Here is an 11,444-nt window from a genome sequence, read left to right on the forward strand (position 1 = left end):
GGCCAAGGATCTGACCATGAACAACTCACCGGCAATGAGAATCGCTCAACGGCTCTTCGAGGAGAGCGGCCTGGCATCGTCTCACCGGCCCATCGACGTCATGCTGGTGAGCGCCCTCCTTGAGAGACATTACGACGTCGGCGGACGCCTCGAGCGAGTGGCGACGGAGAAGGACGACACGTTCAGGCTCAGAACCGACTCGAACGACTACCTCGTGAAGGTTTCACCCCCTGACGAGGCAGAGACGGTTGTCGCTCTGCAGACCGCCGTGATGCGTTTTCTCCAAGACGCCGCTCCCGAATTGCCGGTCCAGCGGGTGAAGCCGACCGTCGGCGGAGACGACCGCGTGGCCATCACAACGAACGACGGCAGGACTCGATTCCTACGGGTGTTCGGCTTCGTCGACGGTCCGGTCCTGGCACGAACGAATCCAACCGCTGAGCAGCTCGCCAAGGTGGGCGCGATGCTGGGGCGAGTCGACGTGGCGCTGAAAGCATTTGAGCACCCCGCGGACCGACGGGGGCTGGTATGGGACATACGGCATTTCCACCAGCTGACCGGACTTGTCGAGCACACGCCGAATACCGAGCACCGTCAGTTGGCTCAGGAGGTCTTCCGACTTTTCGACGGAGCCATCGTCCCGAGGCTGAACGATCTCGAAACGCAAGTGATCCACGGCGACTACAGCCCTTACAACGTGGTGGTGGATCCGCACAGCGACGACTTTGTCACCGGCGTCATCGACTTCGGTGACACCATGCGCAGTGCCGTGATCTTCGACCCTGCTGTCTCCCTGGCGAACCTGCTCGGCCGGGCGCCGGATCACCCCTGGCTGGATGCCTGCGCCTTCGTCGCCGGCTATGAACGGGCACGCCCCATCGAGGACCGGGAACTTCCGCTGCTGCCGATTGCCGCGCTGGCACGACTCACGCTGCGCGCGCTGATCACGAACTGGCGCGCGGAGCGCGTACCAGAACGGCGCGACTACCTCCTCGGCCACGCCAAGGACGACTGGATCAACGTCGGGCGGGCCATGGCCGTACCCCTGGGCGACGTCATCGCGCAACTCCGGGAAAGCCGTCATGACCTCGCCTGAAACAGGAGCGACCCCCGCATCGAACGACCATCGTCGAGGCCGTGGCGCGCCACTGCCCGGGGCTGTCGCAGGCCGTCGTCCCCAGGTGCGGAGCGACCTCACCGAGGGCAGAGGATCAGTGGTCGGTGACGACCCCGGACAGGGTCGGGGCTGCCACCGGTCCAGCAGCTCCTGCCAGTCGTCCACGAAGCCGTCGGATCCGCGGCGGGTCGGCCGCTCCCGTTGGGCCTCCGGGGCGGTCTTGCAGTCGCCCAGGTGCAGGCGCGTGTTCGTTCCCTGTCAGGCCAGCACCTGACCGCTGCCCGCCACGGCCTCGGGCCGTAGCAGTTCCCGGAGTCGTTCGGCGGGCAACAGGCCCTTCTCCTGGACGAGTTCGGCCACACCCCGGCCGGTGGCGAGGGCCTCCTTGGCGATGTCGGTGGCCGCCGTGTATCCGATGTACGGGTTCAACGCGGTCACCAGACCGATGGAGTTCTCCACCGCCGCGCGGAGTTCGTCCTCGTTGGCGGTAATGCCGTCCACACACCGTTTGGCCAGGGTGAGGCAGGCCGCGCGGAGGTGGGTGAGGGATTCCGAGAGGGAGTGCAGGATGATCGGCTCGAAGGCGTTGAGCTGGAGCTGTCCGGCCTCGGCGGCCATGGTGATGGTGACGTCGTTGCCGATGACCTCGAAGGCGACCTGGTTGACGACCTCGGGGATCACCGGGTTGACCTTGCCGGGCATGATCGACGAACCGGCCTGCACCGGCGGCAGGTTGATCTCGTTGAGGCCGGCGCGGGGACCGGAGGAGAGCAGCCGAAGGTCGTTGCAGCTCTTCGAGAGCTTGACCGCGATGCGCTTGAGCACGCCCGACATCTGCACGAAGGCGCCGCAGTCCTGGGTGGCCTCGACGAGGTTGGCGGCGGTGACCAGCGGCAGCCCGGTGATCTCGGCGAGGTGGCGGCGGGCCGCCTCGGCGTAGCCGGCGGGGGCGTTGAGGCCGGTGCCGATGGCGGTGGCGCCCAGGTTGATCTCATGGACAAGCTCCACGGCCTCGGCGAGGCGGCAGCGGTCCTCGTCCAGCATCACCGCGAACGTGGAGAACTCCTGTCCCAGAGTCATCGGCACGGCATCCTGGAGCTGGGTGCGCCCCATCTTCAGCACATCGCGGAACTCCACCGCCTTACGGGCGAAAGAGTCCTGCAGGACCGCCATCGCCTTGAGCAGCTCACGTACCGCGAACACGGTCGCGATCTTCACGGCGGTCGGATACACGTCGTTGGTGGACTGACCGAGGTTGACGTCCTCGTTGGGGTGCAGGTGCCGGTACTCGCCCTTGGCACGGCCCAGCAGCTCCAACGCCCGGTTCGCGATCACCTCGTTGGCATTCATGTTCGTCGAGGTGCCGGCACCGCCCTGGATCACGTCGACGACGAACTGGTCGTGCAGCTTGCCGTCGCGGATCTCCCGGCAGGCGGCGACGATGGCTGCGGCCTTCTCCGGCGCCAGCAGCCCCAGCTCCTCGTTCGCCAGGGCGGCGGCCTCCTTGACGGCGGCCAGGGCGTCGATCAGATGCGGATAGGCGGAGATCGGGGTGCCCGTGATGGGGAAGTTCTCGGTGGCGCGCAGGGTGTGAACACCCCAGTAGGCGCCGACGGGGACGTCCCGGTCGCCGAGCAGGTCGTGCTCCGTGCGGGTAGCGGCGTTCATGAGGCTTGGGGCCTTCTCTCGGGAGGCATGGTGGGGGGCCTGCCGCTCGGCCGTGCGGCAGGCCCCCGTGGTGTCACCGGTGTCGGTACCTGCTCAGAGCAGGCGGTCCTTCGCCTTGTAGTAGGCGCCGCCGAACGGCAGGAACCAGGCGGTGCCGTTGTAGAAGGGGACGGGCACCTTCGGGAAACCGAAACCGCGCAGCGGGTTGGCCTCCGGCTTGCCGTCCATCATCTCGGCGACCGCGCGGCCCATGTACGTGGCCATCTGGACGCCGTGCCCGCAGTAACCCATGGAGTAGTACAGGCCGTTGACCTCGCCCGCGTGCGGGATGCGGTCCCAGGAGAAGCCGACCATGCCGCCCCACACATAGTCGATGCGCACCCCCGCCAGCTGCGGGAAGATCTCGGTCATCTCCCGCTTGAGAATGTCACCGCTCTTGATGTCGGAGGCCGGGTTGGAGGGGGCGAAGCGGGCCCGGCCGCCGAAGGCGAGACGGTTGTCCGGGGTGAGGCGGACGTAGTGGCCGACGTTCTTGTGGGCGACCAGCAGGCGGCCGTTCGGGATGAGTTCCTTGGCTCGTGCCTCTCCCAGCGGCTCGGTGACGATGATGAAGCTGCCGACGTTGATCAGCCGCTTGCGGAACCACGGCATCGACTTGTCGGTGTAGGCGTCCGTCGCCGCCATGACCTGCTTGGCACGAATGGTGCCGTGCATGGTCTCCACCAGGAAGCCGCCGCCGGGGAGGCGGGTGAGGCCGGTGGCGGCGTTGCGCTCGTGGATCTCGGCGCCGGCGCGCTCGGCTGCGCCGGCCAGGCCGCCGACGAACTTGCCCACGTGCAGGGCCGCGCTGTCCGGGTCGAGCAGGGCGCCGTGGTAGTAGTCCGTGCCGAGCTCGGCCCGCAGTTCGCTCTTGCTCAGGACCACCGTCTCGTGGCCGAAGTTGTCGGCCAGGTCACGCTGCTTGGCCCGCAGGCCGTCGAAGTGGCCGGGCTTGCAGACCGCGCCGAGGCGTCCGGAGCGGTTGAAGTCGCAGTCGATGTTCTCGGTTCGGGTGAGCTCCTCGACGAGGTCGACCGCGTCGCGGAAGGAGTCGTAGAGCTCACGGGCCCGCTCCTGCCCGAAGCGCTTGCGCGCCTCGGCGGGGCTGATGGTGATGCCCTGGGTGCACATGCTGCCGTTGCGCCCGGAGGCGCCCGAACCGACCTTGTCCTTCTCGACGAGGACGGTCCGGGCACCCTTGCGGGCGGTGTGGTAGGCGGTGGACAGGCCGGTGAGGCCGCCGCCGATCACCACCACGTCCGCCTCTTCGGGCAGGTCCTTTCCGGAACGGTCGGGCAGGGCCGGAGCGGTGTCCAGCCAGTAGGGGATCTGCTTCATGGCGTGCGTCCTCTGTGTTACTCGGTCCTGTGTCGCCGGTGCGCCGTGGGTCAGCAGCCGAGGAGCTTCGGCAGGCCCGACAGGTCGGGCAGCTCGTCGTACGGCTGGTAGTCGGCGCTGCCCTTGCGGCCGTAGCGGTTGATCCACACCCGGCGCTTCAGGCCCAGGTCGCGGGTCGGGATGTGGTCGTACTCCCAGCCCTGGGCGACATGGATGACCTGCGACGACTCGACACCCATGGTCCGGAAGGCGTGCTTGAAGGTCTGGCGGTCCGGCTTGTAGGCGCCGGCCTGCTGGGCGGTGACGACATAGTCGAACTCGACGCCGATGTTCTCGACGTTCCGCGCGATCAGGTTGTCGTCGGAGTTGGAGATGATGGCGATCTCGTACTTGGTCTTCAGCTTCCGCAGGGCCTCCGGGACCTCCGGCCAGGGGCCGAAGGTGGGGACGGCGTCCACGAGGGCCTCGCCGTCGGTCTCGCGGTACTCCAGGCCGTGCAGGCGCATGGCGTTGCGCAGACTGGAGTGCAGGACCTCGTGGTAAGGGCGGTAGGCCTCCAGGACGGCCTGGAAGCGCATGACGCGGAAGTCGTCGAGGAACTCGTCGACATCCAGGTTGTCCAGATCGAGCCGGTCCTCGAGGACCTTCAGGGTCGTGGGGCCCAGCTCGAAGTTGATCAAGGTGGCGTAGGCGTCGAAGGTGACGATCTCTCTCATGGTGTTCAGCCTCAGTCTCGCGGGTTTCCAGAGGGGCGGGGGCTTCAGACGACGCGTTCGCCGGGGGCGACGATCGCGTCCAGTGCGGCCAGGTCGGCCGGGCTCGGTATCCAGTCGGCCGCCGCCGCGTTGGCGGTGACCTGTTCGGGGGTCATGGCTCCGCAGATGACGGAGCCGACGGCGGGGAAGGCCGCCAGTGCGCCGACCGCGACCTGGAGGAGGGTCAGTCCCCGGTCGGCGCCGTATGTGGTGAGCGCCTCGACCCTGTCGAGGGCCGCGTCGGTGAGCCAGCCCTGGCGCCGGGACAGGCGGCTGCCGGGCGGGGGCTCCTCGCCGCGACGGTACTTTCCGCTGAGCAGGCCGTTGGCCAGCGGGTAGTACGGCAGCAGGCCGAGGCCGTGGTGCAGACAGGCCGGGACAAGGTCCCGTTCCGCACCGCGGTCGAGCAGGTGGTAGCGGTCCTGGGTGGACACGAAGTCGTCCGTGACCTGCTCGGCCGGGAGGTTGGAGCAGCCGAAGTAGCGGATCTTGCCCTCGTCGACCAGCTCCTGGAGCGCGGCGACCGTCGCCTCCAACGGCGTGACGCCGTCCGGTTCGTGGTACTGGTACAGGTCGATCCGGTCCGTGCCGAGCCGGCGCAGTGACGCCTCCACCGCGTACCGGATGTAGGCGCGGGCTCCGCGCGGACCGTACAGGTCGGCGTCCCGGTTCATCGCCATGCCGAACTTGGTGGCGAGCACGATGTCGTCGCGGTGGCCCTTGAGGGCGGCGCCCAGCAGGCGTTCGCCGTCGCCGCGCGAGCCGCCCCGCTCACCCCACCCGCCGTACATGTCGGCGGTGTCGAACAGGGTGATCCCGGCGTCGAGGGCGGCGTGGACGACGGCCTTCGTGCCGTCCTCGTCGAGACGGCTGCCGAAGTTGTTGCCGCCCACGCCGACCACCGACACGGCCGGACCGCGCTCACCGAGCGTGCGGTATCTCATGACCGATTGCCGAACCCGATGCAGACGTTCTTGGTCTGCAGGTAGCTGGCCAGGCCTTCGAGGCCCTTCTCCCGGCCCCAGCCACTGTGCTTGTAGCCGCCGAAGGGGAGTTCGACGCCCGTGCCGACGCCGGTGGCGTTGACATAGACCTGGCCGGCCCGGATGCCCTCGGCCATACGCATCGCCTTGTCGATGTCGCGGGTCCACACGTACGAGGCGAGGCCGTACGGACTGTCGTTGGCGATCTCCAGCGCCTCGTCCGCGTCGTCGAACTCGATGACCGTGACGACGGGACCGAAGATCTCCTCGCGGGCGCAACGGGCCTGGTTGTCCAGCCCGGTGAGGACGGTCGGCCGTACGTAGTAGCCGTCGGCCAGCTCGGGGTCCGAGGGGGCGCCTCCCCCGGCCCGTGCCACGGCGCCCTCCTCCCGTGCCAGCTCCAGGTAGCCGAGGACCCGGTCCCGCTGCCGTGCGGCGACCAGCGGGCCGACGTCCGGATCGGTGAGTCCCGGGCCGACACGCAAGGAGGCGGCGTGTGCGACGAGCTTGTCCAGGAACTCCTCGGCGCCGCGCTGGAGCAGCAGCCGGGTGCCGGCCGAGCAGGTCTGCCCGGCGTTGCCGAACGCGGAGGCGGCGACGGCGCCGAGCGCCAGGTCGAAGTCGGCGTCGGCGAAGACGACGACCGGCGACTTGCCGCCCAGTTCCGTGACGGAGGGCACCACGTTGGCGGCGGCGGCCTGGGCGACCTTGATGCCGGTCGGCACCGAACCGGTGAAGGTGACCTGGTCGATGTCCGGGTGGCCGGCGAGGGCCGCGCCGGTCTCGCCGTCACCGGGGACCACGTTGAGGACGCCCGCCGGAAGACCGCACTCCAGGGCGATCCTGCCGATCTCCAGCGGGGTGAGCGGCGCCTCGGGCGACGGCTTGAGCACCACCGTGCAGCCGGCGGCCAGCGCCGGGGCGGATCCCCTCGCGGTGTTCTGCAGGGGGTAGTTGAACGGGATGATCTGGCCGGAGACGCCGATCGGCTCACGGACGGTGTAGTCGATCAGGCCGGGGCCGAGCGGGATCGTCGAACCGCCGAGCTTGTCGGCGACGCCCGCGTAGAACTCGAAGTAGCGGGCGGCCGCCTCGACATCGGCCTTCGCCTGGCGCAGCGGCTTGCCGACGTCCTGGCTCTCCAGGCGGGCCAGTCGTTCGCCCTGGTAACGGATGGCCTCGGCGATCCGGTACAGGATGCGGCCGCGGTCGGCAGCGCGCATCCGGGCCCACTCGGGTGCCGTGAAGGCCGCGCGGGCCGCCGCCACTGCCTGGTCCACATCGGCCTTGCCGCCCAGCGCCACCTGGGCGATGGCTGTGCCGTTCGACGGGTCGAGGACGGTGAAGGTGCGGCCGTCGGCGGCGGGGACGTGCTTGCCGTCGATCAGCAGCTCGGTCGGCTGAAGTTCGTCGATCATGGCTTGATCTCCCCCAGCACCTCGCCGAAGATGACGACCTCGTCGCCGGGGCGGACCGTGCGGATCCGGCGGACCCAGAGCACGATGCCGTCCTGCGGCGCGGTGACCTCCTCCAGCTTGTTGCCGTAGTGGTCGGTGATGGTGGCGATCAGGTCGCCTTCCTTGCAGGTCTCCCCCGGCTCGGCGCGGGCGACGAAGAAGCCGCCGGCGGCGGAGCGGGCGAAGGTGCCGGACACGGTCGTGTAGGTGTCCCGCAGCTCCGCCGCGCCGTCCGTCATGCCGAGGCTGCGCAGGATGTTGCGGATCGAGTTCATGTGGTGCTCGACGTTGGTCTCGCGGTACGTGGCGCCACCGCACTCGATGGTGATCGCGGGCTTGCCGGCTTCGAGGACGGGGTGGCGGACCGTGCCGCCCCACTTGCCGCCCTTCCAGACCAGCTCGTGCCCGGCGGCGAGGGCGAGGTCCGTCGCCAGGTCCTCGTAGCCGCCCTGGAGGATGACCAGCGGGGCGATCTCGCCGTAGGCGCCGCCGGTGTGCAGGTCGACCACGGCGTCGACGGCGGGGACGACCTGCTCGACGAAGGTGGCAGCCAGACGCTGCGAGTACGAGCCCTCCGCGTCGCCCGGGAAGATGCGGTTGAGGTTGAGGTGGTCGATGCCGCTGGCGCGGGCCGCCGCCTCGAACGCCGGGGTGTTCAGGCAGGGAATGCCGACGACGGTGCCGCGCAGGGTGGCCGGGGCGATCTCGGCGAGTACGCGGCGGATGGCCTCCTGACCGTCGTACTCGTCGCCGTGCACGCCCGCGTCCACACACAGGACCGGGCCGTCCTGGACGCCGTTGACGACGATCAGCGGGATGCCGAGCTCCACGCCGTAGCTGCTGGTGCCGACCGGGATCAGGCCCTGGGCGCGCTCGCCGGGGGCGACGGTCAGCGGACCGATGGAGTACATGTGGATCCTTTCCAAGAGGTGGATCAGATACGGGCCGAGGCCTCGGCGAGGACACCCGCGATGATCGCGGCGATACGGTCGAGGACGGCACGGTCGCTGATCAGCGGGGGCGCGATCTGGACCAGCGGCGCGGAACGGTTGTAGACGCGGGCCAGCAGACCGGCCTCGCGCAGCCGCCGCGGGATCAGGTCGCCGATCAGCTCGGTCCGGGCCTTGGCGCTGAAAGCGCCGTCGTCGAGATCGCCGACGAGTTCGCAGGAGTAGAAGAACCCGGTACCGCGGACGTCGCCGACGATCGGCAGGTCCTTGAGCGCCGCCATGCGCCTCGCCAGGTCGCCCTGGAGGCCGCGGACGTTCTCCAGGACGCGGTCCCGCTCCATGATCTCCAGGTTGCGCAGGGCGATGGCGGTGCTCAGCGGGTGCCCGGCGAAGGTGTAGCCATGGTTGAGGACCGAGCCGGGCCGGTTGATGACCTCGGTGACCTTGCTGCCGACCAGCGTCGCGCCCAGCGGGGCGTATCCCGAGGTGATGCCCTTGGCGACGGTGACCATGTCCGGGCGGGCGCCGTAGCGGTCGCCGCCGAACCACTCGCCGATCCGGCCGAAGGCGGTGATGACCTCGTCGGCGACGAGCAGGAAGCCGTACCGGTCGGCCAGCGCCCGCAACCCCTGCCAGTAGCCCTGGGGCGGGGTGATGCAGCCGCCCCGGTTCTGCACCGGCTCGGCGATCAGCATCGCGACGGTCTCGGGGCCCTCGGTCAGTATCGCGGCCTCCAACTCCGCGAGCAGCCAGGCCGTGTACGCCTCGTCGTCCACGAACTCCGGTGCCAGGCCGAAGCGGTTGGTGTTGGACACGAACCGGGTGTCGATCGCCGGCGGGCCGTACGGCTCCGTCAGCCCGGGGTCGTCGTTGAACGACAGCGTGCCGATGGTCAGCCCGTGGTAGGCGCCGCGCCGGGCGATCGCCTTCACCCGGCCCGGCTCCCCGCGCAGGGCGTGGTAGCTGCGGGCGAGCTTCCAGGCGGTCTCGACGGCTTCGGCGCCACCGCTCGAGAAGAAGGTGTGCTCGATGTCGACGGGGGCGATCCGGGACAGCCGCTCGGCGAGTTCGATGGCCGAGGGGTGCGCGGAGCCCGTCCACAGCGGGCTGTAGCACAGCTCGCGCAGTTGCCGTTCGGCCGCCTCGGCGAACTCGGGGCCGTAGGAGTAGCCGAGCTGGCAGCAGTACAGCCCTGACAGACCGTCGATGTAGCGGTTGCCGTCCGCGTCGTCGACGTACGGGCCCTCCCCTCGCTGGACGACGAGGAGGTCTTCGCCCTGGTCGCCGAGCGATCCGTTGGCGGTCATGTGGAGCAGCAGGTGCCGCTGAGCGGTGGCCGCGGTCAACTGAGCGGTGACGGTGGCGGTGGCGGTGGTCATACGGCCTCGCCCCCGGGGTTGGCGACGCCGACGGTGTTCTCGACCGAGAGCAGGGAGTCCTGTCGTCCGGAGCCGAGCCAGCGCACCAGGGCCACCAGGCCGAGGGCGAGGATGGCGAAGGCGATGAGGATGGCGCTGACGGCGGTGACGCTGGGGTCGATCTCGAAGGTGAGGGAGTTGTAGACCTGCACGGGCAGGGTGACGGTGTCGACGGAGGAGAGGAACTGGGAGATGTAGAACTCGTCGAAGCTGGTGATGAAGGAGAAGATCGCCGCCGCGACCATCCCGGGGGCGGCGAGGGGGAAGGTGATGCGCCGGGCGATCGTCAGGCGGCCGGCGCCCATGCTGGCGGCCGCGTCCTCCAGGCGTTCGTCGATGCCGCGCAGGGTCGCGATCAGGATGAGCACCGCGATGGGTGAGGCGAGCACGGTGTGGCCGAGGGCGATGGCGATCGGGCTGCCGAGCATCGCGGCCGGCTCGAAGAGCAGGAACAGCCCGAGTGCGGTGACGATCTGCGGGATGACCAGGGGTCCCAGGACCAGGGCGAAGACCGCCGAGCGCAGCGGGAGTTCGCTGCGGACCAGGGCGGTGGCCGCGGTCACGCCGATGATCAGGGAGAAGACGGTGCTCAGGGCGGCGACCAGGGCGCTCAGCGAGAGCGCGGCGGGCCATTTGCTGCCGTCGGCGAACAGGGCCTTGTACCAGTTCAGCGTCCACGTCTCGGGCGGGAAGGCGGCGAAGGCGTTGTTGCTGAAGGAGGTGACGAGGATGACGACGATCGGCAGCGCCAGGAAGAGAAGGATGACGGTGGCGACGGCGGTGAGCGCGATGCGTCCGGTGAGGGTCTTGCGCAGCTCCATCATGATCCGTTCCTCCTCCTACGGCTGGCCCCCAGGGAGCTGACAACCTTGACCAGGAGCAGTCCGGCCAGGGTGAGGACCAGCAGGATGACGCCCTGGGCAGCGGCGCCGTTCCACTGGTTCTCCTTGGTGACCTGCTGGTTGATGAGGGTGGCGATCATCGTCTGGTTGGGGCCGCCCATCAGGGCCGGGGTGATGTAGTAGCCCAGCGAGAGGATGAAGCTGAGCAGTCCGGCACTGGCCAGACCCGGCGCGACCAGCGGCAGATACACCCGCCGGAAGATCGTCACCCTGCCTGCGCCCATGCTCGCGGCAGCGGCCAGCAGGCGGCGGTCCACTCCGCGCATCACTCCGTACAGCAGCAGCACGGTGTAAGGGAGCATCATCGAGGTCGTTCCGATGACGACGCCGAGTTCGTTGTAGAGGAGCTGGAAGGGGGCGCCGGGGACCGACATGGCGGTCAGGGACTCGTTCACCAGGCCCTTGTCACCGAGCATGATGATCCAGCCGTAGGTGCGCACCAGCGCGGAGACGAAGTGCGGCACGACCACGACCAGCATCGCCAGGCCCGCCAGGATGGGCTTGAGCCGGGTGATCGCCTGCGCCAGGACGAACCCGAACACCAGGCTCAGCACAGCCGTCTCGGCGGAGATCCGCAGCGTGGTGAACAGCACCGACAGGTTCACGCCGGTGAGCGCGTCGGCGTACCAGTGCAGCGTGAACGATCCGTCCGCGTCCTTCAGGCTCAGCAGCAGCGTGGAGAAGATCGGGTAGACGAACAGCACCAGCAGATACACGACGACCGGCAGCGCGTACAGGATCCCGACCCGGGTCCGGCGTGAGGCGAGGAGTTTGCGCGGGCGGGCGGGGGCCCCTGCGGTGAGGGTGGCGGCCATGA

The 11,444-nt window shown here is 69.3% G+C and carries 10 protein-coding genes; 1 reads left to right on the forward strand and 9 read right to left on the reverse strand.

Annotation, left to right across the window (positions count from 1 at the left end; genetic code table 11):
* Positions 1–16: 16 nt before the first annotated feature.
* Complete coding sequence (locus ACZ9QC_RS03250; RefSeq protein ID WP_472918717.1) at positions 17–1,096, forward strand: phosphotransferase; 1,080 nt, start codon at positions 17–19, stop codon at positions 1,094–1,096.
* A gap of 279 nt (positions 1,097–1,375) precedes the next feature.
* Here the strand turns inward: ACZ9QC_RS03250 and aspA are convergent, their stop codons facing one another.
* The 9 genes from aspA to ACZ9QC_RS03295 form a co-directional block, all read right to left on the reverse strand.
* Positions 1,376–2,785 carry an aspartate ammonia-lyase gene (aspA, locus tag ACZ9QC_RS03255; RefSeq protein ID WP_472918718.1) on the reverse strand — a complete coding sequence of 470 codons (1,410 nt, stop codon included), beginning with the start codon at positions 2,783–2,785 and terminating at the stop codon, positions 1,376–1,378.
* Between the two features lie 93 nt (positions 2,786–2,878).
* Entirely contained in the window at positions 2,879–4,162 is a 1,284-nt protein-coding gene (locus tag ACZ9QC_RS03260; RefSeq protein ID WP_472918719.1) for an NAD(P)/FAD-dependent oxidoreductase, read from the reverse strand.
* A gap of 50 nt (positions 4,163–4,212) precedes the next feature.
* On the reverse strand, positions 4,213–4,878 hold the full coding sequence (locus ACZ9QC_RS03265; protein ID WP_472918720.1) for a haloacid dehalogenase type II: 666 nt from the start codon (positions 4,876–4,878) through the stop codon (positions 4,213–4,215).
* Between the two features lie 44 nt (positions 4,879–4,922).
* The gene (locus ACZ9QC_RS03270) at positions 4,923–5,861 is read right to left on the reverse strand and encodes an aldo/keto reductase (RefSeq protein ID WP_472918721.1); all 939 of its coding nucleotides are present in this window, start codon (positions 5,859–5,861) and stop codon (positions 4,923–4,925) included.
* Positions 5,858–7,318 (reverse strand): aldehyde dehydrogenase family protein, encoded by a 1,461-nt coding sequence (locus ACZ9QC_RS03275; RefSeq protein ID WP_472918722.1) that lies wholly within the window; start codon positions 7,316–7,318, stop codon positions 5,858–5,860. The genes ACZ9QC_RS03270 and ACZ9QC_RS03275 overlap by 4 nt, the downstream gene beginning before the upstream one ends.
* Positions 7,315–8,268, reverse strand: coding sequence for a succinylglutamate desuccinylase/aspartoacylase family protein (locus ACZ9QC_RS03280; protein ID WP_472918723.1), 954 nt, complete (start codon positions 8,266–8,268; stop codon positions 7,315–7,317). Before ACZ9QC_RS03280 ends, ACZ9QC_RS03275 begins: the two co-directional genes overlap by 4 nt.
* 23 nt (positions 8,269–8,291) lie before the next feature.
* On the reverse strand, positions 8,292–9,686 hold the full coding sequence (locus ACZ9QC_RS03285) for an aminotransferase class III-fold pyridoxal phosphate-dependent enzyme (RefSeq protein WP_472918724.1): 1,395 nt from the start codon (positions 9,684–9,686) through the stop codon (positions 8,292–8,294).
* Entirely contained in the window at positions 9,683–10,549 is an 867-nt protein-coding gene (locus tag ACZ9QC_RS03290) for an ABC transporter permease (RefSeq protein WP_472918725.1), read from the reverse strand. The genes ACZ9QC_RS03285 and ACZ9QC_RS03290 overlap by 4 nt, the downstream gene beginning before the upstream one ends.
* Positions 10,546–11,442, reverse strand: coding sequence for an ABC transporter permease (locus ACZ9QC_RS03295; protein WP_472918726.1), 897 nt, complete (start codon positions 11,440–11,442; stop codon positions 10,546–10,548). The genes ACZ9QC_RS03290 and ACZ9QC_RS03295 overlap by 4 nt, the downstream gene beginning before the upstream one ends.
* Positions 11,443–11,444 lie beyond the last annotated feature (2 nt).

It is taken from the genome of Streptomyces sp. HUAS MS02 (assembly GCF_055702265.1).

Bases quoted from the DNA above. Each gene is read 5' to 3' on its own strand.
- ACZ9QC_RS03280 (WP_472918723.1), bottom strand. From the start codon at position 8,268: ATGTACTCCATCGGTCCGCTGACCGTCGCCCCCGGCGAGCGCGCCCAG.
- ACZ9QC_RS03295 (WP_472918726.1), bottom strand. From the start codon at position 11,442: ATGGCCGCCACCCTCACCGCAGGGGCCCCCGCCCGCCCGCGCAAACTC.
- ACZ9QC_RS03275 (WP_472918722.1), bottom strand. From the start codon at position 7,318: ATGATCGACGAACTTCAGCCGACCGAGCTGCTGATCGACGGCAAGCAC.
- ACZ9QC_RS03265 (WP_472918720.1), bottom strand. From the start codon at position 4,878: ATGAGAGAGATCGTCACCTTCGACGCCTACGCCACCTTGATCAACTTC.
- ACZ9QC_RS03290 (WP_472918725.1), bottom strand. From the start codon at position 10,549: ATGATGGAGCTGCGCAAGACCCTCACCGGACGCATCGCGCTCACCGCC.
- ACZ9QC_RS03250 (WP_472918717.1), top strand. From the start codon at position 17: ATGAACAACTCACCGGCAATGAGAATCGCTCAACGGCTCTTCGAGGAG.
- ACZ9QC_RS03285 (WP_472918724.1), bottom strand. From the start codon at position 9,686: ATGACCACCGCCACCGCCACCGTCACCGCTCAGTTGACCGCGGCCACC.
- ACZ9QC_RS03270 (WP_472918721.1), bottom strand. From the start codon at position 5,861: ATGAGATACCGCACGCTCGGTGAGCGCGGTCCGGCCGTGTCGGTGGTC.
- ACZ9QC_RS03260 (WP_472918719.1), bottom strand. From the start codon at position 4,162: ATGAAGCAGATCCCCTACTGGCTGGACACCGCTCCGGCCCTGCCCGAC.
- aspA (WP_472918718.1), bottom strand. From the start codon at position 2,785: ATGAACGCCGCTACCCGCACGGAGCACGACCTGCTCGGCGACCGGGAC.